General features: G+C 47.2%; 20 protein-coding genes. 4 read left to right on the forward strand and 16 right to left on the reverse strand.

The features are described from left to right. Nucleotides 1-4: 4 nt before the first annotated feature. From A6049_RS11540 to A6049_RS11565, 6 genes are all read right to left on the reverse strand, one after another. A complete protein-coding gene (locus A6049_RS11540; RefSeq protein WP_063564780.1) occupies nt 5-1,135 on the reverse strand; it encodes a glycosyltransferase family 4 protein in 1,131 nt (376 codons plus the stop codon). 448 nt (nt 1,136-1,583) lie between these two features. Next, nucleotides 1,584-2,138, reverse strand: coding sequence for a GNAT family N-acetyltransferase (locus A6049_RS11545; protein WP_063564781.1), 555 nt, complete (start codon nt 2,136-2,138; stop codon nt 1,584-1,586). Between the two features lie 101 nt (nt 2,139-2,239). Then, entirely contained in the window at nt 2,240-3,295 is a 1,056-nt protein-coding gene (locus A6049_RS11550) for a hypothetical protein (protein WP_063564782.1), read from the reverse strand. A 99-nt stretch (nt 3,296-3,394) separates the two neighbouring features. Further along, nucleotides 3,395-4,198, reverse strand: coding sequence for a Cof-type HAD-IIB family hydrolase (locus tag A6049_RS11555; RefSeq protein ID WP_063564783.1), 804 nt, complete (start codon nt 4,196-4,198; stop codon nt 3,395-3,397). A gap of 344 nt (nt 4,199-4,542) precedes the next feature. After that, on the reverse strand, nt 4,543-5,289 hold the full coding sequence (locus A6049_RS11560) for a pseudouridine synthase (RefSeq protein ID WP_063564784.1): 747 nt from the start codon (nt 5,287-5,289) through the stop codon (nt 4,543-4,545). Continuing rightward, the gene (locus tag A6049_RS11565) at nt 5,286-6,974 is read right to left on the reverse strand and encodes an RsmB/NOP family class I SAM-dependent RNA methyltransferase (RefSeq protein WP_063564785.1); all 1,689 of its coding nucleotides are present in this window, start codon (nt 6,972-6,974) and stop codon (nt 5,286-5,288) included. The genes A6049_RS11560 and A6049_RS11565 overlap by 4 nt, the downstream gene beginning before the upstream one ends. 228 nt (nt 6,975-7,202) lie before the next feature. Here A6049_RS11565 and A6049_RS11570 point away from each other — a divergent pair, with 228 nt between their 5' ends. Beyond that, the gene (locus A6049_RS11570) at nt 7,203-7,751 is read left to right on the forward strand and encodes a thioredoxin family protein (protein ID WP_063564786.1); all 549 of its coding nucleotides are present in this window, start codon (nt 7,203-7,205) and stop codon (nt 7,749-7,751) included. Nucleotides 7,752-7,962: 211 nt separating this feature from the next. Here A6049_RS11570 and A6049_RS11575 read toward each other — a convergent pair whose 3' ends face one another. From A6049_RS11575 to A6049_RS11585, 3 genes are all read right to left on the reverse strand, one after another. Continuing rightward, on the reverse strand, nt 7,963-8,457 hold the full coding sequence (locus tag A6049_RS11575; RefSeq protein WP_063564787.1) for a DUF309 domain-containing protein: 495 nt from the start codon (nt 8,455-8,457) through the stop codon (nt 7,963-7,965). After that, nucleotides 8,444-9,259, reverse strand: coding sequence for a GTP diphosphokinase (yjbM, locus tag A6049_RS11580; protein ID WP_063564788.1), 816 nt, complete (start codon nt 9,257-9,259; stop codon nt 8,444-8,446). Before yjbM ends, A6049_RS11575 begins: the two co-directional genes overlap by 14 nt. Nucleotides 9,260-9,394: 135 nt before the next feature. Continuing rightward, a complete protein-coding gene (locus A6049_RS11585) occupies nt 9,395-10,492 on the reverse strand; it encodes a quinone-dependent dihydroorotate dehydrogenase (RefSeq protein ID WP_063564941.1) in 1,098 nt (365 codons plus the stop codon). Between the two features lie 256 nt (nt 10,493-10,748). Between A6049_RS11585 and A6049_RS33610 the strand changes: the two genes are divergently transcribed. After that, nucleotides 10,749-10,886 (forward strand): hypothetical protein, encoded by a 138-nt coding sequence (locus tag A6049_RS33610; protein ID WP_162842436.1) that lies wholly within the window; start codon nt 10,749-10,751, stop codon nt 10,884-10,886. Nucleotides 10,887-10,972: 86 nt separating this feature from the next. On the opposite strand, the gene A6049_RS11590 is transcribed toward A6049_RS33610, so the two are convergent. From A6049_RS11590 to A6049_RS11600, 3 genes are all read right to left on the reverse strand, one after another. Further along, nucleotides 10,973-12,412, reverse strand: coding sequence for a L,D-transpeptidase family protein (locus A6049_RS11590; RefSeq protein ID WP_063564789.1), 1,440 nt, complete (start codon nt 12,410-12,412; stop codon nt 10,973-10,975). Nucleotides 12,413-12,583: 171 nt separating this feature from the next. Beyond that, nucleotides 12,584-12,826 (reverse strand): ferredoxin, encoded by a 243-nt coding sequence (locus tag A6049_RS11595; RefSeq protein WP_024629252.1) that lies wholly within the window; start codon nt 12,824-12,826, stop codon nt 12,584-12,586. A 119-nt stretch (nt 12,827-12,945) separates the two neighbouring features. Beyond that, the gene (locus A6049_RS11600) at nt 12,946-14,250 is read right to left on the reverse strand and encodes a DNA polymerase IV (protein ID WP_063564790.1); all 1,305 of its coding nucleotides are present in this window, start codon (nt 14,248-14,250) and stop codon (nt 12,946-12,948) included. 547 nt (nt 14,251-14,797) lie between these two features. Here A6049_RS11600 and cimA point away from each other — a divergent pair. Continuing rightward, a complete protein-coding gene (gene cimA / locus A6049_RS11605) occupies nt 14,798-16,417 on the forward strand; it encodes a citramalate synthase (protein WP_063564791.1) in 1,620 nt (539 codons plus the stop codon). A 94-nt stretch (nt 16,418-16,511) separates the two neighbouring features. On the opposite strand, the gene A6049_RS11610 is transcribed toward cimA, so the two are convergent. Further along, entirely contained in the window at nt 16,512-17,063 is a 552-nt protein-coding gene (locus tag A6049_RS11610; protein WP_063564942.1) for a TlpA family protein disulfide reductase, read from the reverse strand. 184 nt (nt 17,064-17,247) lie between these two features. Between A6049_RS11610 and A6049_RS11615 the strand changes: the two genes are divergently transcribed. Further along, the gene (locus tag A6049_RS11615) at nt 17,248-17,736 is read left to right on the forward strand and encodes a M67 family metallopeptidase (protein ID WP_063564792.1); all 489 of its coding nucleotides are present in this window, start codon (nt 17,248-17,250) and stop codon (nt 17,734-17,736) included. On the opposite strand, the gene A6049_RS11620 is transcribed toward A6049_RS11615, so the two are convergent. The 3 genes from A6049_RS11620 to A6049_RS11630 are packed head-to-tail and all read right to left on the reverse strand — an operon-like array spanning nt 17,722 to nt 20,984. Then, a complete protein-coding gene (locus tag A6049_RS11620; RefSeq protein WP_063564793.1) occupies nt 17,722-18,459 on the reverse strand; it encodes an exonuclease domain-containing protein in 738 nt (245 codons plus the stop codon). The two genes, A6049_RS11615 and A6049_RS11620, sit on opposite strands and share 15 nt — an antisense overlap. Further along, a complete protein-coding gene (locus A6049_RS11625) occupies nt 18,456-19,550 on the reverse strand; it encodes a DUF294 nucleotidyltransferase-like domain-containing protein (protein WP_481852692.1) in 1,095 nt (364 codons plus the stop codon). Before A6049_RS11625 ends, A6049_RS11620 begins: the two co-directional genes overlap by 4 nt. Nucleotides 19,551-19,583: 33 nt before the next feature. Next, a complete protein-coding gene (locus A6049_RS11630) occupies nt 19,584-20,984 on the reverse strand; it encodes an ammonium transporter (RefSeq protein WP_063564794.1) in 1,401 nt (466 codons plus the stop codon). Nucleotides 20,985-21,047 lie beyond the last annotated feature (63 nt).

Raw genomic sequence — 21,047 nt, forward strand, 5'->3', positions numbered from 1 at the left:
GAAGTTAAAACTGGCTCGAGAATTGCAAATACATTTTTTTCAGTTCATTGACCGATCTGCCCAAAGAGTAATGGGTTTTGGCCTTCTCGCATGCCGAACGAGCGAGCTCATAACGGTACGCCGGGTCAACCATCACCTTCTCCAGCGCTTCTGCCAGTGCAGACGGATCTTCTGAAGGCACCAGCAAGCCGTTACTGCCGTTCTCTATCTGTTCGGGTATGCCGCCAACATCTGTACCTACAAGGGCAAGACAGCTAAGCGCTGCTTCCGCGAAAACAGACCCGAACGCCTCCGCCCGCGAAGGAAGTACAAAGATATCAAAAAATGGCATGAATTCCTCAGGGTGCAGCGTGTAACCATAAAAAATAGTCTCATTATAAATGCCCAGCCGCTGGGCCAATTCTTCCAAGTCTGGACGGATCGGTCCGTCCCCAATAATATGAAGCACATAATCATGTCCCCGGGCTTTCAGTTCGGCACAGGCTTTGAACAGAATATCCAGCCCTTTCGCCGGAACCAGACGGCATACCGTGACCAACTGTGGTATCGCATTCTCATGGGGAATTGGCTTAAACCTTTTCTCATCAAAACCATTCGGAATCACACCGATAACATCGGGATGCTGTACATAAGGCGCCAGATAACGACGGAAAGAATCCGATACCGTTAACAATCGCTCCGCCTGGTGCTCCAGCTCACCATAGATGGCCAGCAGGAATTGATGCTCCGGTCCGTTCGGCTCAATGCGTCCATTCAGTATCAGCTCTCGCTCATAACTGGAGTGGATCGTTTGAATGAGAGGAACATCCGGGAAAACCTTCTTCATTGCAAGCCCCGCAATAGGATGATGGGCATGAATCAGATCGTAAGGCTTCTGAATACGCAGCTTGGTCCACCACAAATAATCCCGGTAGGTTTGCATATATTTTTGCACGACAGGACTATCCTGATACTGAGTCCAATCGAACGTCTCAAACTGGATATCTTCCCTGCCCTTGTTGCGAATTCGCTTAGGCAACGAGAACAGATCCATCTCCCACCTCGGGGTTGTAAACCTCTCTTGCATATACGGAATCATAGAGGATACACCTCCGGGCTGCTCCGGAGGAAAGAAAAGCGCCTGCAGCAATCTCACCGTTAGTTTCCCCCTTTCTAGCATAAATCTTTTCATTACATCTTCAATCATGATATATCAGAACATATGTTCAGTAAAGGTACAAAATGAGATTTCTTATCACTCGCTCATTTACAGCCGAATAATAGAATTCATTTCAATATCAATTGTACCATGTTGCATCTGACGCTGACGATATTACGAGTACTGTTAGGTACTAGGGGCAATTCCAATGGAAATCATCGCTCTCTGTCTGCCTTTATTCTACTATACGTTATCTTATTCATCTTGTTTGAGCGTACGCCCTCACTTCGGAGTCGTATATACAACATATTCAGAAGATGCTCGGCTAAGAAGCGGATGTATGATTTTGAAAGTTAAGCCTCTTTTGCCGACATACAAATGAAAGCCAGTGAGCAATGGTAGCCCCCGGCTTTTTGAATGTACTTCTTATGTTTAAATACAGCGTTTATACAGACAAGTGTGTGACCGCCTTCTCGTACGTACTGAAGCCGTCTGTCTCTCCCACAAAGGTATAGTCGTTACGCCCATAGAATGCGTTCAATGTCGCGTTCTCGGCTCCGCAATCCAATCGGACAATATGTTTGTCCTCAAACTGTATCCCGCTGCTGGACCATTGCAAAATCGCCCTTCCCAATCCACTCTGGGCGTACTTTCTGCGGATGGCTAATCGGTGCAGATAAAGTGCACCATCCCCGGCATGCGCTTTGCTTCCCCATAAGTGCACATCCCATGCACTTGGCTGGCTCATCAAAATAACCATGCCAGCTACGTCAGAACCCTTTTTAAATACAAATCCGTCGCCACGCTGAATAGCCTCCGCCGTATTATGAGAATCCTCACCTTTTAACAACGCATTCCATTGAGAAGAGCCCTGGCTCCGCAACCACTCGGCTGTTTCCATGAGCAGGGACATCACATCCTCCGTGTCTTCCGGCTGAGCCTGCAATGCCTTAAATTCATCATTGATGTAGTCTGTTGTGATACTGAATGAGTGCTTCATGATTCTCCTCCACTTCCAGGTCTCTCTTAAACTAATGGTACTATACCGGGAAATGGCTTGTTCGTCAAAAAGAAAACAAAAAAGGCAAGAGGCTGTGCCTCTTACCCTTCAATCTTCGCTTCATCGATAATTTGATTACGATATAACATCGTGAGATGTAATGTATCAAACTCAAGCTCTTTGTCCAGCTCTCGCATCAGAACTTCAACCAGACTCTTTCGCTGAACACTTGTGCCGGGTACCTGATAATCAATATAGCCTGACAAATCCGCTTCTGAGGTATCAATCGTTGCTGTACCTACAGGTAACCCTCCGCGTTCTTGTAGAAACAGTTCATATACCCGAAACTCCCGATCTTTGCGCACCAACATGACATAACAGGCTTCTTCAGCAGCTTCAATCTCTTCGAGATCTTCTTCGGACTCTATCTCATCCTCATCCGCAAAATCCCGGTGCACCCATTCCGCCGATTCCATCTCCTGCCCTTGATGCCACATGCGGATCGTAATTGTATCGATGATTTCTTCATCCAGCTCTCGTACCAGCAGCTCGGCAGCCGCATCCTGATAATTCTCTGCCGGTTCATCATACCAATGGATCTCACCCTGCACATCAGCGCCATATTGTTTCAGAGAGGCTTCAGCCAGTTCTTGTCCATTGGCGTCATTAAATACATAGGTAGATATGCTGCGTCCGGCGCTTACCAGCTCCATTTCAAGCAAATGTTCCGGGTCTTCATATGTAAATGATTCGGCTTGTGAGCCAGGAATGACGTGTACTTCATTTACACCAGCCCGATCATTCTGTCCATCGTGACTGTAGCTATCTTCAGACCGTGACGACTGATTGAACATATCCGTTTGAGACTCTGGCTTCTGTAACACAGAATACAATGTACCGCAGCTTACAAGCACTTCATACTCAGCAGCACTTACCGCATCCGCGAGAGAACGAATATATTCGTGCACCTGCTCCACAATATATTGTTCTGTCTCGTCAGGTAGCGAATTCTGCTCAATCTGAAGGCTGCCGGATACCCGATCTCCTTCCCTGAACACAAGCAGCAGCGAACCCATATATTGACCGCCCACCATAATATCCTGTACTTCGCCACCTGATGTTCGAAGATCAGGAATCAGCTCTACTTTCAGTTCCATGCACCTGTCCTCCTCGGTTCCTAACGTTATTCTATTAGGTTACCCTTGAGAGCGACAGTTTATAAGATACAACGCTATTCAGATTTTAAGAGCGAACTATTAGACGGACAACACATATTTTTGGATAGCGTGGGCCACACCCTGATCGTTGTTCGAAAGTGTAACCTCATCCGCAGCTGCCTTGACTTCTTCCGGGGAATTGTCCATCGCAACCCCTTTGCCTGCAAAGGTCAACATGGTGATGTCATTGTAGTAGTTACCTACCGCCATGATCTCGGAAGGAAGAATTCCTTTTGCTTCGGCCAGTCTTTTTAGAGCTGCACCTTTGGAGGCTTCTGGATGCATAAGATCAATGAAAAAATCACCGCTACGCGTCATATAATATGGAAGATTCCAGGTCGACCACTCCTGTTGCACCGCATTCATCTGCTCGATGGGTCCAAACGCTGTGAATTTCGCAAGCGGCTCTGTCATATCCGCCCATTGCGGCAGCTTTAATGGCTCTGCCATGAAGTTTTGATACATTTCGCGTACCTGTAACTCCAAACCTTCGGGCTGATCCACATAGAGTCCAAACGCCGTGTTGATGTCAAAATGTACACCTTGCGCACGGCAGTAAGATATAAAAGGCTCCAGCCCCTGTCCATCCATGGCAAAATGGTGCACCACTTCACGAGTCTGAACCTGTGCAGTTACTGCCCCATTATGTGTAATGACATATCCGTCAAGTCCCATCTGCTCCATAAACGGGATCGTGTTCGCAGGACCTCTGCCTGAACACAGAACAATCTCAGCTCCCTGACGGGAAGCACGAATTAAGGTCTCTTGTGTCAATTCGGTAAGTTCATGATGATCATTAAGCAGCGTTCCATCGACATCCAGTGCGATTAATTTAATTGTCATTGTCTTCATTCCTTATCTGTAAAAGAGTCGCACCCACCCAAACCCTCCCTTCCGAGGGAGGGCCCCAGAGGGCTCTGCCCTCTGGACTCCCGTCTCGTTTACCGGCGGCGGTTTCGATCTTGCTATGTGACGGTCGGTGTGGGAGCGCTTGGTTGCCGGGTCTGCCGCTTGACAGCGGCGGCCCCGCCCAAGCTCAAGCGGGACCATTACGGGCAGGGCTTCGCCTTCTGCCCGGCTCCCTGCTCCGCTTCGCGAAGGACGGGAGCTGACGCACCTTTGGCACGGTGGGCAAGGCTTCGTACACTGCCCAGACTCCTTGCTTCGCTTCGCGAAGTAGGGAACTATTACTTCCGCAAACGTTCTAACTCGTCAGCGGTTAATTCGCGATAACTGCCAATTTCAAGATTGGCATCCAGCTCCAGGTCACCCATGGCAACACGTTTTAGATAAACCACACGTTTGCCAACAGCCTGGAACATTCTCTTCACCTGGTGGAACTTGCCCTCATGAATGATCAATGAAATGGAAGAAAACACGCCCTCTTCCGTTTCCTCACGATCCAGCACAGTCAGTTCCGCAGGCAACGTCTCATATCCATCATCCAGCTGAATGCCGGCTTTGAATTTTTCAATATCTTCTTCTTCAACATTTCCCAGCACACGGGCTTCATACGTCTTGGGCACATGTTTGCGCGGGGACAACAGATCATGGGCAAGTGGCCCATCATTCGTTAGAATGAGCAGGCCCTCGGTATCTTTGTCGAGTCGTCCCACAGGGAACGGATCGAAGACACGCTCCTCTTTACGCAGCAGATCAATCACCGTTTTATCCCGATTATCTTCGGTTGCCGACACCACGCCAGGTGGTTTGTGAAGCATCAGGTAGATCATTTCACGATACACAATCCGCTCTCCGTCAGCTTCAATTACGTTTACGTCTGGATTAACCTGCACACCGCTGTCTTTCACCGGTTTACCGTCCACACGGATTCTGCCCTGTTTTACCATCTTTTTGAGCTCACTTCGTGACCCCACGCCCATATGACTCAATATTTTATCCAGACGCAGCGTTTGTTTGCCTTTTCCACTCATACCGATGTCCACCTCCAGCCTGCCGGATATTCATTTTTCAGTACACCATCCAGCCATTTCCCCCAGCCAGCCGCAAATCCGTCCACACACACCAACACATAACCTTTGGCCGCCGTATCTGCTTGACGTTCAACTCGTGATTCTTCGATGTTCAACGTCTCTCCTTTGAGATACCTTACTGCTTCACCGTCTGCGGAAGATAGGTTAACGGATCTCTGGGCTTCGGCTGCATTCAAAGCGCATGCAAGCGGATGAGAGGGCACAAATCGCCCATTCTTTACGGTACCCATAAACCACCCTGGTCGAATAACCTTGAGCCCTTCCAGACGGGCAGCACCCACAGAAGATTGATACACTCGATCGCCATAATACACCGTTTCTCCAGCAAGCTCGATTTCCAGATTTTCTTGTACAAATTGAGCATACACCGTTCCTAGATCGACATTTGCCTGGTCGGTTCCTCGCCCCTGAGCCCGTTCGTTTTTACGACCACCACGTTCGTTTCCTTTGCCCTGTTTTCCCTGAGCCTTGCCACCACGGGTATGCTTATTATCGCGTTCTCTAGATTCGGTTCTCATTAGACGTTCCCGTTTCCGCTCTTCTTTACTGATTGGTGCAGATACACGGATAAATGGTTCTACCAATTCACTTGGTTCGGTGAAATCTGCGCCCACTGCCTGTCCATTTTGTAAAACGCTGCCCTCTTCTTGATTTCCGTCTTCTTCGATAAGAGATTCCGCACGATGCTGCAATACAGCAACATAATGTCCCTCCCCCTCCAAGAGATGAGGCCACAACCTCGCAGTGCCGCGCGTTTGGTCCAGCACAGATTCCGTCTCTTCTGCTTTTTCGGGCAACATCTGCCGCACCCATTCCGGACGTCCTGGCGCAAATCCTGCACTTTCCGGGATGTCATTCACCACAAAATCAGGATTGATGTTCAGGAATTCCGCTATCATCGCTTCATTTTCCTCTGGTGCAAATGTACATGTGGAATATACGATGGTACCCCCTGGAGCAAGCAGTTTGGCCGCAGTCTCCAGAATATCGCGCTGCATCAGCACACATTTTTCCACCGAATGATTTTCCCAGGATTTCACCATGTCCTCATCTTTACGGAACATACCCTCACCCGAACAAGGCGCATCGATTAACACTTTATCAAAATAATGAGAAAATGCATTCGCAATCCGTTCCGGTGATTCATTCAATACAACGGCATTGCGTATTCCATACATTTCCACGTTTTTGGCGAGGGCTTTCGTACGTTCCGCATGGATATCATTCGTAACGAGCACACCTTTCCCCTGAAGCTTGGCAGCGATCTGGGTTGTTTTCCCGCCAGGAGCCGCACATAGATCCAGCACGCGTTCCCCGGGTTTCACATCCAATAATTCAACTGGGGCCATGGCGCTTGGTTCCTGGATATAATACAAACCCGCATGATAATAAGGATGTAACCCCGGCTTAACCCCGTGAGGCACATAAAAACCCGTTCCGCACCACGGAATGGGTCGCATATCAAATGGAGCAATTTCCTTGAATTGTTCCAGCGATATTTTTAACGTATTCACTCTCAGCCCCGCATGTGGCGACTGCTCATAAGATTTCATAAATTGTTCAAATTCATCGCCTAACAAGCTTTTCATTCGCTCGGCAAATATCGAAGGCAGCTGTACAGCCATAATTCCACTCATCCTGTCTTGTTAAAATTGCATATAGTTCTATGTTATCATATCAGGGCATTGCTTTCCTATTGCTTCATACATCATATATATTCCACTACAGCGTGTAATGTAGTATAATGGCAAGTAGATTGATTGATGTGCAAAAATTCGGGTGTTTATGCATATTATCCCATCCTGTATTTTTGCCAAAACTATATTTCGATATGATCGATGGGGGATGTCTTAATGAAATCCAAGAAGAAAAAGAAAAGCGCTGCGATCCTTATTTTCCTGGGTATTTTCGTCGTTTTGATTGCAGCACTTGTCCTGGTGAACCAGCAATCCAAGAAACAAATGGACGCCGTGGGGAATGCTTATGGCATCGCCGCCTCCAAGCTTAATCCCGCAACACGCGAATTGCTGGACGATCCGAACTACCAACAAATCATTTTGCCTGATGATCTGAAAGCCAGAATTGATAACAAAGACAGCTTCTTTGTATATTTCTTCGCCTCCGACTGCTCACACTGCCGTGCGACAACACCTCAGTTGATGCCACTGGTCGATGAGGAAGGGATTCAACTGCCTCAGTTCAATCTGCGTGAATTCGATTCCGGTTGGACCGATTATAACATTGAGTACACACCAACTCTGGTATATTATCAGGATGGTGTTGAGAAAGACCGCATGGTTGGCGGGCTGCAGGAAAATGGCAGTGCCAACGGTTATACACTGGATGACTACAAGCAATTTTTCGAGAAATATAAAGGCAGTACCACTCCATCAGCAAGCTAATCGTATAACTCTTCGTGGTTGCGATGGACCCGCATGGATTATATTGTCCTTTTCATGGACAAGCTCTGGAATCATTCCAACCTTTAATGATGTCCTTTAATATCGAACACCCCGGCCAATTCCTCTAGAGGAACGGTCGGGGTGTTTTTTAAAGATCATATGTCTGAGAACATGTTAATGATAAAGTGAATGATGTCTTTCTATTACAAGCTTACTCGCTCTGCAAGTTCTGCTCCTGCTGCAATGCTTTCATCTTCTCTTCATAGATTCGTCCACGTGTAGGACTCCGGCGTTGGGGAATATTAGGCTTCAGTTCAAGAGCACGTTCTCGAACCTCCTGCACCAGTACCTCATCCTGAATCTGAATATGCAAGTCTCTGTAAGGAAACTTCTGCGGCTCAGGACCCGAAAGTCCATGAACCAGCTCCTGTACTTCCTGCACCAACGGTCCAAGGGCAATACCTCGCGAAGTTTCCGGATATGACTTTAACAGATCTACCGAACTCTGTAACATCATGCGTCCTCCGCGAAGGTTATCATTCCTGAAATGATACAGCCCCACTGCAATCTGTAGCAATCCTTTGTACAGAGAATCTCGATCCCGTTCAAGCCACAGTTCTTCCAATACCTCATGGCATTCAAAGTAGTCCCGATCGCGATTGAAGTAGATCAGATAGTCAACATACAGCGGCTCATAGCTGCTCATCCGGGTTTTCGCCCTTTCTAGCCGCATTCAGAAGTGCTTTTACATCATCCAGAAGGTCTTTTAACCCTTCCATATCATGACGCTCCCAGCAGTCATTGAAGCGCTTTTGTGCCTCTATCGCTTCGTTCACGAGGTGGTAGAAATACAATTGATGTATGATGCTCAGCGTTCTTGATACAATATTGGAGTCATCTTCAAAGGCCTTTTGCGCCTCCAGAATTTGCAGACGGATCGCCGACATCTCATTATCGAGTACAAAAGCGGCTTCCGCCGTCTTTTTCAATCGTGCGCGCATATCATCCGGCAGACTCTCCCGAAACTTGTAACTAAGGGAGTGCTCGATCGTGGCCCAGAAGTTCATCGCCAGCGTCCGAATCTGAATCTCGGCCAGTACATTCTTCTGCCCAAGAGCCGTCTGAACAGGATACTCAATAATCATATGGAAACTGCGGTAGCCGCTTTCTTTGAAATTGGTGATATAATCTTTCTCGATTAATACCGTCAAATCCTTACGTCCACGTATATACTCGGCTACCCGCCGAATATCATCCACAAACTGGCACATAATGCGGATACCTGCAATATCCTCAATGCCTGTTTCCACCTGATCAAGCGGCACATTCAGGCGTCTGGATTTCTCCAGAATGCTGGATATTTTTTTGACACGACCGGTAACGAATTCGATCGGGGCGTATTCTTCCCTTTTCTTAAGCTCCGCCCGCATCGTTTTAAACTTAACTTTCAATTCCTCTACCGCTTGTTCATAAGGAAGTAAAAATGTACCCCAGTCTCTACCGTCCATGCTTATGCCTCCTGTCTCTATAGCTTCCCCTGTTCTTATCCATTATACATGATGTTAAGCGGGGGGAAGAGTCCCGTACGACATTACCCTCTTCCACGCTTCTAATTTCCAATCTGGGGAACTCCGAAACATTGCTTAACGATGCTCTGCACCGACAGCTTCCGAAATATGACTGTAACCGTCTTTGCGCAGCAATTCACGCAGTCCGGCATGAATGCGCCGGTTCACTTCAGGTCCTTCATAGATCAATGCCGTATATATTTCCACCAGGCTGGCCCCTGCTTTAATCTTTTCGTAAGCATCTTCGCTTGTGAAAATGCCCCCCGATCCGATGATTGGCAGTTTGCCTTCCGTCTGGCGATAGATTTGGCGAATGATTTCCGTGGAACGATCACGCAGCGGCTTGCCACTTAGTCCACCTGTCTCTTTAGCATGCTGATGAGACAGACCCTCGCGGCTGATCGTTGTATTCGTTGCGATGATACCGGCAACTCCACTATCTGTAATGGTACTTACCATATATTGAAGCTCCTGGTCATTCACATCAGGTGCGATTTTGACCAGTACCGATTTAACGGAACCGCCCGCTCTCTTGCGCTGCGTCTCCATCTCATTCATCACAGCGGCAAGCAATTCCTTCAGTTCATTCCCATGTTGCAGATTACGCAAATCCGGTGTATTTGGTGAACTGATATTCACCACAAACAGGTCCGCATAATCGTATAGCGCTCGAATGCATTTTGCATAATCCAAATGCGCTTCTTCATTCGATGTCGCCTTATTTTTACCTATATTTACGGCCACTGGAATACGGCGCTCCGTGAGGCGTGCCAATTCACCCGCCATCGCTTCGGCTCCAAGGTTATTGAAGCCCATCCGGTTCACCAATGCCTCATCGGGAGGCAGGCGGAATAACCGTGGCTGGTCGTTACCTGGCTGTGCAAGCGGTGTGACTGTGCCCACTTCCATGAAGCCAAACCCGATGGAAGAAAAGCCCGTTACAGCCTGTCCGTTTTTGTCCAAACCAGCCGCAAGTCCTACAGGTGTAGGAAAATGACATCCAAACATATCCACAGCCAGATCCGATGTTTCACGCACGCCATACATGACACGCAAACCGGAAGGAACCGGGCGAATACTCCCCATTCCACTGAGGCCGCCGATAATTAGATGATGGGCCTGCTCAGGGTCCATTTTGAACAACAAGGGTTTAGCAAGACTTCTGTATAACAAATCACTCACTCCGTTCTGGTCCGGTACGCTGAAAAAACTGCTTTCCGTCTTTTTCATATGTAAAAAAACACTCTATACACAAGTCTATCCGTTTCTTCTTCAAAAGGAAAGTAGTTTGAGCATAGACAGAAGGAATCGTATTATGCAAAATGCTCACAAGAAATCCACCCGCCTACTGGAAATGGCGAGTTGAATTCTTTACAATGGGAGCATGGCTACATCTATATAGCCTTATTCCATGAAGGAGGAACAGCCCATGGCTCCCAAACGCAAACCACCTACTTTGCAGCAAAAGAAAGATGAGGTCAACCGGAAAGCCATTATCTGGACTGCAGCCAGCGTCGGTGGACTGATCATTATCATTGGTGCGCTTATTATTATCGCCAACCTGTAAATGCTTCAACCGACTGTTTCTGCATCTACATACCAATCCAGCATGGATTTTACGTTTTCTTCGGTCTGAATCACTTGGTTTATCGTTTAATTCAACCAATGATACGTTTTATTCGGATTATTTTGCTTGGGAACAAGTGTGTACCGGTAGCGATCCTTCGCTTCTGGAACCATAGCTGTCTCTGGCAGCAAATCTTTCCCGATGCGTACCGGAGTTCCCTGAGGAGCAAGAGCAAATAGCTCTTCCACATCTTCAGTACTCATTCTCACACATCCAAGGGATTCATCCAGCCCGATACTGTTTGGCTCGTTGGTCCCATGGATGGCATAATTCGTCTCCGATAGCTGCATGCCCCTACTTCCAAATTCGCCGTTGGAGCGACCATTTGGATTTACAACCTTGTCTGAAATGACAAACGAACCCTCTGGAGTACGATCTCCGCCAAGCCCCACCTCGTAATTCCGAATAATGGTGTCGCCACTAATCAGCGCAAGCTTATGTCTGCTCTTGTCCACGATGATTTCAAGCCGATCCTGTAAAAAAGGCTTTCCGCCTAACGTATCCACAAATGCAGCGTTTTTGCCTTGTGGCAAATCTGAACCTTCACGTGTTCCCTCACCTGTGTTTTTCCCTTTTCCCATTTGCCCTTGTTGATGCATGGCTAGTAGTGCCGGAAACATCCGGGTCATGCCAGGTGCAGTATCGCCCAGAATATTATTTGGAAACGGCTGGGCAAGTTGCGCCACACTTTTCGGCCAGCTACCGTTTTGTTTTTTATATGTAATCATTGCACTCGACAGAGCTGCCGCGGATTCCTGTTTGGCTGTCCAGGCTTGTGCCAGACGCTTGATCTCCGGTAATACTTCCGGCGGTTCACAGTTACACTGTTTGGCATCATAACTCTGTGCCGTTAATTTGCCACTGCTGTTTGTCTGAACGATGTATTTCACCGCCATATTTCGCTTCCATAATGTCCAGTTACCTGCGACCTGCATTCCAAGCACAGCCGATGTCTGTACCTTCGCACCAGAGCCTGACCATGCAGCTGCAAGTGCAGCCTCACCCTGGTCCCCTCCACCGAATGCTCCAGCTGTAAACACATTGGATTTTGCAACAAGAGCCAAGTCTTCCATCGGGTTATTCCCTGATTCGCTATCCATGGAATCGTCCGTCGATTCCAACGCTGAAGCCAAAGCCTCGGCTGCATCCCGATTGAAACCAGGAGCGTCTGCAGGTGGTAATCCTGCCAGTACAAGCAGCATAAGCAGGGTAAGCCACATCTTGCGAACACGATGTTTTTTCTCCTTTTGCTCAGCCATCTCAACCAGCTTCTCCTGATAATCCACCCATATATCTGCCGGTGCCTTGCTTCGCTCGAAAGCCTCGTAGACTTCACCCGCCTGTTGAAAACAATAGTTCGCCTTGGCTTCCTGCCCTTCACCCAAATATTCCTTACCAAGTAAATACCAGGCCATTTTATTATCAGGATGTTTCTTTACATATGTTCGTAGGTGAGTATTTTGCATCCGATCCTCCATCATTTCGCCTTTTTCCGTTTCTATATATATCGGCAAATGATGACAAGAAATCCATAGGACTTGAGTACCCGGATCTAAGCCTCAACATTCGACAAAAAAAGCACATTCGACTGTCCCAATGACAGAAGAATGTGCTCTTGTATGTTCATATGAAAGGAATTAACCTTCTTTGTTGAAAGGTTCATCCGCAACTTTAATGGAGTCCGTAGGGCAGCCGTCGCAAGCATCCTGCATGTCGTCGAACAAGTCATCCGGAATTGCTTTGATCCCTTTGTTGGCATCTCCATCGAAGATCACTTCTGCCAAACCTTCATCATCATAGTCATAAATGTCTGGCGCCGTTGCTCCGCACGCTCCGCACGCAATACATGTATCTTTTTCTACCCAAGTAAATTTACTCATTACCAATCTCTCCTCCTATTATTCAAAAACGTACAGTATTTTTATCTAGAAACATATTAATACAAAGTAAGAGTTATTACAAATAATTTTAACAGCCTCAAGACTCCATTATGCCCTATTTAATCAAGACTTTGCAAATTATCTTTTTGCAGCGATGTTCCCCGGACTTTATGATTGCGCAGTAATACGGAAGGATCATCCCCCAGCATGCCAGCTGTAACGACAGCATTCTCACCAAATTTGTCACGTAACTGATCCATAATGCGAATCAGGTTTTCCTTCTTCGGTTTCTGCTCATATTCAAACAGATCCAGCTGTATCGCTGACTCCTCACGTGGAATCAGCGTTTGGAGGGTCACACCCAACATACGAACAGGCTTCCCGCCGCGCCAATGTTTCGCAAATAAAGCACAGGCCTCCCGGTATATGATGGATGCATCTTCAGTAGGCACTTCCATCATCCGTGATCTCGTAATCGTCTTCATATCCGGCGTACGAATCGTAATCTGAATGCCCTGACTGAGCATTTCGTGCTTGCGCAACCGCCTGGCAACCTGGTCACTTATATTCAACAACACCCGATGTACATCATCCATTTCAGATATATCCGCAGGCAGCGTTGTTGTGTGTCCGATCGATTTGTTCGCTTCACGTTCAGCCTGAACTGCAGAATGATTAATGCCGTTTGCTGAATTTTTTAACCAAGAACCATTAATACCAAACACATCGGTTAACATCCGCTCGTCTGATTTGGCCAGCTGGCCTATTGTTTCAATGCCCAGCTTCTTCAGTTTTTCCGCTGTCTTTTTGCCAATCCCAAACATCTCGTTGCAAGGTCTATGCCATAAAATCTGAGGTACATCCCTCATCCGCAAAATCGAAATGCCATTAGGCTTTTTCAAATCAGAGGCCATCTTGGCAAGCAGCTTGTTGGGTGCAATTCCGATCGAACAGGGCATCCCCAGCTCATCCCGGATTCTGGTCTGAATACTTTCCGCAATCTCCAGCGGTGTACCGAACTGTCTGGACCCCGTAATATCGAGGTAACACTCATCGATTGAGGTCGCTTCAAGCAATGGTGTATAGCTGTAAGCTATTTTCATGAATTCTTTCGAATATCTACGATATAAATGAAAATCCGGACGAATCACAATTAAGTCAGGACATTTCTTCAATGCTTGATGAACGACCATACCTGTGGAAATACCCCTGCTTCGTGCCGTGTAAGAACAAGTTACAATGACACCTTTGCGCACTTCACTACTGCCAGCAACGGCCGTCGCTTTTCCTCTATATAATTCCGGTTCCTCGGCTTCATGTACAGAGCAATAAAAAGCATTCATATCGACATGCAAAATCACTCGTCCGGCGGTAGGATAATATCGATCTACATTAATGTTGTTATGCGTTTGCTCTGAAGACATGATCCACCACCGCCCTTTCGTATACACAATTCCGTTACATGCAATCTCTACTCTATTATATCAAATTCCCTTATGTAAAAATCATTTATATCCCCTTATTATCGGCCAGATTTAACGATCGATCGAATGATACCCCACACGGCAACGACGATAATAGCAATTATAATGAATGAAATAATTGTATTCTCCCACACAAAATGCATCCTCTTCCCTCCATTTATAAAGACAGGATTTGAATCCCTATGCAATCCTGGAATACTTGTATTTAGATGAAGCATAACATATTACAAGACTACGTTTACAGCTCACTTAACTCTACAATCCATCATTTGTTACACCAAATGGTGAATTCGATGTAGCATTTGGCGATAATGGTGCTATAATAATTAATTATACAAATTCACGATTTTAGGACAAATCTACACTTTGAATTTAATACAGTGTAGCGGTACAGAATCGAAGGATTCGTCACCAACATGCCCATATGTTTTTTAAACACACCATTAAACTTTCTAAAAAAAGCGCTTCATCTTAAAGGAGGATCTTCATGTCAAAGGCCATCTCCATCTTCGATACGACTTTACGTGACGGCACACAAGGGGAGGGAGTCAGCTTATCGGCAGATGACAAGCTCAAAATTGCCAAGAAGCTCGATGACCTGGGTGCTCATTATATTGAAGGCGGAATTCCAGGCAGCAACACCAAGGACATTGAGTTTTTCAAAAGAGTCAAGGAACTGAACCTGAACGCGAAGGTTGTCGCTTTTGGCAGTACGCGTCGTAAAGGTAGCATCGCCAGTGAAGACGCCAACTTGAAGCGCATGATTGAATCCGGTGCTCAGGCAGCGACTCTGGTAGGAAAATCGTGGGATTTCCACGTACACACTGCTTTGCAGACTACTTTGGAAGAAAATCTGTCGATGATCTACGACTCCATTGCCTATCTGAAACAAAACGATATGGAAGTCATTTTTGATGCAGAGCATTTCTTCGATGGATTTAAGAACAATCCAGAATATGCACAAGCTGTATTGACCAAAGCCCATGAAGCTGGAGCGGACTGGCTTGTAATGTGTGACACCAACGGTGGAACGATGCCGCATGAAGTGTACGAGATCGTGTCCACTCTCGCTGGACGACTTCCGCAAGCCCATCTGGGCATTCATACACATAATGACTGTGAACTTGCTGTAGCCAACACCTTAAGCGCTGTACAAGCTGGTGCCAGACAGGTGCAAGGTACGATGAACGGTTATGGAGAGAGATGTGGTAATGCTAATCTGGCTTCCATTATCCCTAACCTGCAACTGAAGCTCGGATATGAGTGCGTTTCTGAGGATTCAATGAGACAGCTCACGAATGTTGCCCGTTATGTCAGTGAGATTGCCAACGTAAATATGCCAATCAACCAGCCTTATGTCGGAAATGCTGCTTTCGCTCACAAGGGCGGTATTCACGTCTCTGCCATCTTGCGTGATTCCCGAACTTACGAACACATCGTTCCTGAGTTGGTTGGTAATAAACAGCGTGTGCTCGTCTCCGAACTGGCAGGACAAAGTAACATTGTGTCCAAAGCACAGGAACTGGGTCTTGAATTCGATCCAAGCAGTGCTAACTCACGTCAGATCATTGAGAAAATTAAAGATCTGGAACATCAGGGCTATCAGTTCGAAGGCGCCGATGCCTCTCTTGAATTGTTGATTCGTGAAGCCAACGGTGACATGAAAGAATTGTTTACCTTTGAATCGTTCAAGATGCTTGTTGAAAAAGTGGCTGGCAAGTCTGTTGTTTCGGAAGCGTTTGTTAAACTTAACGTAGGCGGAACAAGTGCGTATACCGCAGCTGAAGGAAACGGTCCGGTCAACGCACTGGATAACGCACTTCGGAAAGCACTTGTGCAGTACTTCCCTTCCCTTGCCAACATGCATCTGTCCGACTATAAAGTACGTGTTCTGGATGAGAAAGATGCTACTGCCGCAAAGGTTCGTGTATTAATTGAATCCAAAAACACAGAAAACACGTGGAATACGGTCGGTGTATCCGAGAACGTGATTGAAGCGAGCTGGGAAGCCCTCGTACACAGTTTCCGTTATGCCCTTCTTCAGGAAAAATTGCAGGACGAGCCTGGCGTAGTCAACGTCCCTGCTCACGGACTAAGCAACCATTAATGCATATTTCCCGGAAAATAAAAGAAGCGCCTGTCTCCAAAAAACATTGGAAGACAGGCGCTTTTGCTTCTCGCTTGGCTAGCTTCTTGCTTGGTTAATCCGCAATTAACTCCTTGATTTTGCGCTCCAGCTCTTTCTCAGGCAAAATCCCCAAGATAATTTCCTGAACGACACCTCGGGAATCAATCAGTACATTCGTCGGAAAAGCTAAACCGTTATATTTGGCATATGCTGTTCCGTCTTCATCAAGCAGAATAGGGAACGTCAGTTTGTATTCATCTACAAAAGCTTTGGCATCCCTGATTTTATCGTACGAAGTTACATTCACACCGTAGAGATCCAGTTTCTCCTTGTATTTCGCTGCCAATGTATTGAGCGCAGGAGCTTCCTGCTTGCACGGTTCACACCAGGATGCCCAGAAACTGACGAAGATGGCCTTTTCCTTGGCTCCACCTACAGCGTAGGTTTTCCCATCCATGGCTTTCAAAGAGAATGCTGGTGCCAGTAAACCCGCTTTCGGCCCCGTCTCCGTCGGCATTGGCTCCTCTTGCTTAAACACGGCTGCGATTCCGTTATCTGCATTTTGGGCCAAAGCAATGCCCACAAGCAAAACAACACCCAGCAGTATGTATATATTTCGTTTCATGACCAGCCACCCTTTTGTATAATCAAACATATTGAGATTCACGCTCTTCTAACATGTGAGATATTTCAAGATCTCTATCATATTGTACCCTTTTCCTTTAAAATTTTACAATCGGAGTCACACAAAATAAAATAAAAAAGGACTCCTGCCGAAGCAGGAGCCAAAGAGAGAGGGGTGAATACAAATGGCAGCACTTCACGGGCAGCAAAACACCTTATACATCCCTTCCTCCGTAGAACAGGAGATGTCTAAGTACATGTTCGCTTCACTGCCACAGGAAACCTGCGGGGTTGTGCTGGGTGAAGCCGCAGCGGGCGGCATACGAATCAGTCGGTTTCAGCCCATTCGTAACGTAGCGCCTGACCCGCTGCACCATTTTGCATTGGATGATGCAGAATGGATCCGGTGTGTGTTCAATGAGCCACAACTTATCGGACTCTTTCACTCCCACCCCCGAACCACTCCCGTACCTTCCAATGAGGATCTGCGTAACCTACCGATTTTCGCCAGACTACTCCAGGTATATTTTATAGGCTCGCCTGATCAGACAACTGGTACACAATCAAAGATGCTTCTAAATGGTTATCAAATTCATTCAAATGTTGATTCAAGCATTGGAATGAGCCATGTCCAATCATACAGCTTACAGCCCGCCCAGCTATGCGTGACTTAACTGGGTGTACAGATCACCCAATGTTTCTACATTTTTGCGAGACATATCCTCCAGGTAACAGGACCATAACTGTGCAGTCATTTTGGCGTCCTCCAAAGCGTGGTGGCGTCCATAGATCGGAATGCTTTTGGATTCCAGCAATTCATCCAGACCATAGCCCGGCCTGTTTGGTTCTAGCCAACGTGCCAGCATCATCGTATCGATGAGCCGGTGCGTTAACCTTACTTTGGATGTCCGCCACAAGGCCGCATTCAGAAAAGCCCGATCATGCGCGCTTGCATGGGCAACCAGTACACTCCCGCCAACAAAAGACATGAAGTCATGCAAGCCTTCTAGCAACGACGGAGCATGCATCGTCATTTCCTGAGTAATTCCCGTCAATTCAGTAATATGTTCCGGAACGGAGACTTTGGACTGAACCAACGTATAGAACTGCTCATTCTCCAACATCACACCGCCATTAATACGCACCGCCCCAAAGGAAAGGATCTCATCCCCATGCTGAGGAGAGAAGCCCGTCGTTTCTAGATCGAATACGACAGCATTCAATTCGTTCAAGGGTGTGTGCAGTACCTCGGGTCTGCGCTGTTCTCTCATCATCGAACGGATGAACGCCATATGTTGCGCCGTAGGGGCTCCCATTATGGAAGCGATGGCGGAAGGAACCCCTCCCTGGCGCAGCGAATTCCAGAATCCAGTATTGCCCCTTGCCGGCTCTCTCATGGACGTCTCCTTTCTGCAAAACGAAGTTGTCTTTGCAGCGCACGATGTACTCGCCGCACCAACCCTAACGTATCCCGGAGTTCATAAAGCATTTGTTTTTCCTTCAACTGTCTCTCATTTAGGAAACCACCGCTATGCTGTAACCCCTGTTTCATCACAACGGGTGTACTGCGTCGCAGTTTCAAAGCCGTCATAAAGGCTCGCTGAGCTGAATCCAGCAAAGTAAGCGGAACTGCTTCGAGTGATACCAATCTCTGAATCCGCTTGAGCGTGGACGTTTCTTTAATACCATGCTGTAAAGCCAGAAAACGCGCACTGTTCACCAGCGGAATATACAAGCCGTATTTCACATCGAATCCACCTGCATGTTCACCGAATCGTTCGGTCACTACCCTTCCGAGGATGTTCAGTGTTGCCTTATGTTTAACGGTATTGCGCAGCACAGCATCAGAAAGCTCAGGAACCGATCTGAATCCTTCGTAAAATGCAGAAATCCATTCTTCCGCGAGCTGTGGCTCACCTGCAACAAAACGCATGTCTGAAGCGATAATCAGATTGCGAATCGGCTCCCATGACAGGTCCGATCCCCATGCTATCAGTTGTTCCTTCCATGATTCCAGCGTTTTCCTCCATAAAGGCTCCGAGCACATCACTTTGCCTTCACATTTGGCGTAGCCAAGTGCCTCCAACATATCGGTCATTCGAAGTCCAAGTTCGGCAAAATATACCTCTTTCCCCTCATCTGGGGTATCGCTGATAATCATGCCATTATCCTGATCACTCCATAACGTCGCTTCTTGCCTGCCGGAACTGCCAAATACGATAAAGGCATAGGGGACGGGAGGTCGGCCTAAGCCTTCCTCTACCATCCCCTGGATGCATAACTCTACTGCCCGCCGAGCAACCCGGTCATGCAGTTCATTTACCGTCTGGTACCATTCAATCGGCGACAAGGAAGCGGACAACAGTTCCTGGAGCTCATTCTGCAATATCACACGTGCCTGGCGCAGTTCTTGAGAAGATGCCGCACCATCTATTCCCTGATAGGACCAGGATTGATTTATATACGGGATGGGTTCCATCATGTCCAGCCTCCTTGAAGCATGATTCAGCAATCATTCCTCTTAGGAGCTGAACGTACCGCCATTGGATTTAGTTTCTACATTTTTCATTTGTTCAGGGTACCCGTAAGTACCATGCTCACTTAAATCCAGACCCATCGTTTCTTCTTCTTCCGTTACACGGATTCCCATGATAGCTTTCATACCACCGAGAATAATGAAGGACATGATCAGTACGAAGGCAAATGCGCCAGCCAGACCCAGAAGTTGAACGCCCAGTTGGTGGAAACCGCCACCGTAGAACAGACCCGCTTGACCTACACCTGCATTCTCAGCAAGTTCTGGTGTTGCGAACAAACCTGTCGAGATCGCTCCCCACATACCAGCAATACCGTGTACAGAGAAAGCGTAGATTGGATCGTCGATTCCTTTACGCTCAAAGAATTGAGCAGTGAAGAATGTGATAATACCTGCCAGAGCACCAATAACCAGCGCTGCCCATGGTTCAACGAAAGCACAAGCACCTGTGATGGCAACGAGTGCCGCAAGCACCCCGTTCAGCATGCTAGGAATATCGGATTTACCCAATACAGCCCATGAGATCAACAGTGCTGCAACACCACCAGCAGCCGCAGCTACGTTTGTAGTCAATGCTACATAACCGAAGAATCCATCACCCATGGCAGATAATGTACTACCTGGGTTGAAACCGAACCAACCAATCCAAAGGATAATTACACCGAGTACAGAGTAAACTTGGTTATGACCTGGAATGATGTTAGGTTTACCATCTTTGTTATATTTGCCGATACGCGGCTTCAACAAGATGGTAGCTACCAGTGCAGCAGTTGCACCCGTCAAGTGGACAACCGTCGAACCTGCAAAGTCTTGCATACCAAGCTCAGCCAACCAGCCGCCGCCCCATACCCAGTGAGCAACAACCGGATACATGATAATGGTGTACAGCGTACCGAAAACGATATATACACTCATCTTTGCACGTTCAGCCATACCACCGCAGGCAATGGCCAGGGATACTGCTGCAAAGGCAAGGTGGAATACAAACTTGATTGTTAGCGGAACATCAGAGAAGGCCAGTGATTCGAACGAAGCAGCCATTCCGTCCCCACTCAGAAAAAATCCGGTTGTACCGAAGAAACTGTTACCATTACCGAAACCAAGACCGAAGCCTAGAGCCCAGAAGGCAATAACTGAAATTCCCAATGTCAGGATTGTTTTACCCGCAATGTGTCCTGCGTTTTTCATTCGAGTTGAACCCGCTTCAAGTAAAGCAAATCCCCCTTGCATCAGGAAAACCAGCACAACAGCCAGAAACGTAAAGGCTGAGTTCAGACCGCTTTGAAGTTCGATGTTAGTCGGCCCCTCCGCAGCTGCAAATGCGCTGACCGGGAAAGCCAATAAAGTAAGCATTATTAACACCGAAACCAACCATTTCTTTCTCATATACCCCACTCCCTCTTATGTTAAGTTTCTTCACATATCGTGAAATTCTTAATGCCATTATAA

It is taken from the genome of Paenibacillus sp. O199 (assembly GCF_001636635.1).
Lineage (GTDB): Bacteria > Bacillota > Bacilli > Paenibacillales > Paenibacillaceae > Paenibacillus > Paenibacillus marchantiae.

Excerpts from the sequence above, each read along its gene's own strand:
- A6049_RS11545 (WP_063564781.1), bottom strand. The coding sequence starts at position 2,138 with ATGAAGCACTCATTCAGTATCACAACAGACTACATCAATGATGAATTT.
- A6049_RS11550 (WP_063564782.1), bottom strand. The coding sequence starts at position 3,295 with ATGGAACTGAAAGTAGAGCTGATTCCTGATCTTCGAACATCAGGTGGC.
- A6049_RS11555 (WP_063564783.1), bottom strand. The coding sequence starts at position 4,198 with ATGACAATTAAATTAATCGCACTGGATGTCGATGGAACGCTGCTTAAT.
- A6049_RS11560 (WP_063564784.1), bottom strand. The coding sequence starts at position 5,289 with ATGAGTGGAAAAGGCAAACAAACGCTGCGTCTGGATAAAATATTGAGT.
- A6049_RS11565 (WP_063564785.1), bottom strand. The coding sequence starts at position 6,974 with ATGGCTGTACAGCTGCCTTCGATATTTGCCGAGCGAATGAAAAGCTTG.
- A6049_RS11570 (WP_063564786.1), top strand. The coding sequence starts at position 7,203 with ATGAAATCCAAGAAGAAAAAGAAAAGCGCTGCGATCCTTATTTTCCTG.
- A6049_RS11575 (WP_063564787.1), bottom strand. The coding sequence starts at position 8,457 with ATGAGCAGCTATGAGCCGCTGTATGTTGACTATCTGATCTACTTCAAT.
- yjbM (WP_063564788.1), bottom strand. The coding sequence starts at position 9,259 with ATGGACGGTAGAGACTGGGGTACATTTTTACTTCCTTATGAACAAGCG.
- A6049_RS33610 (WP_162842436.1), top strand. The coding sequence starts at position 10,749 with ATGGCTCCCAAACGCAAACCACCTACTTTGCAGCAAAAGAAAGATGAG.
- A6049_RS11590 (WP_063564789.1), bottom strand. The coding sequence starts at position 12,412 with ATGCAAAATACTCACCTACGAACATATGTAAAGAAACATCCTGATAAT.
- A6049_RS11595 (WP_024629252.1), bottom strand. The coding sequence starts at position 12,826 with ATGAGTAAATTTACTTGGGTAGAAAAAGATACATGTATTGCGTGCGGA.
- A6049_RS11600 (WP_063564790.1), bottom strand. The coding sequence starts at position 14,250 with ATGTCTTCAGAGCAAACGCATAACAACATTAATGTAGATCGATATTAT.
- cimA (WP_063564791.1), top strand. The coding sequence starts at position 14,798 with ATGTCAAAGGCCATCTCCATCTTCGATACGACTTTACGTGACGGCACA.
- A6049_RS11610 (WP_063564942.1), bottom strand. The coding sequence starts at position 17,063 with ATGAAACGAAATATATACATACTGCTGGGTGTTGTTTTGCTTGTGGGC.
- A6049_RS11615 (WP_063564792.1), top strand. The coding sequence starts at position 17,248 with ATGGCAGCACTTCACGGGCAGCAAAACACCTTATACATCCCTTCCTCC.
- A6049_RS11620 (WP_063564793.1), bottom strand. The coding sequence starts at position 18,459 with ATGAGAGAGCCGGCAAGGGGCAATACTGGATTCTGGAATTCGCTGCGC.
- A6049_RS11630 (WP_063564794.1), bottom strand. The coding sequence starts at position 20,984 with ATGAGAAAGAAATGGTTGGTTTCGGTGTTAATAATGCTTACTTTATTG.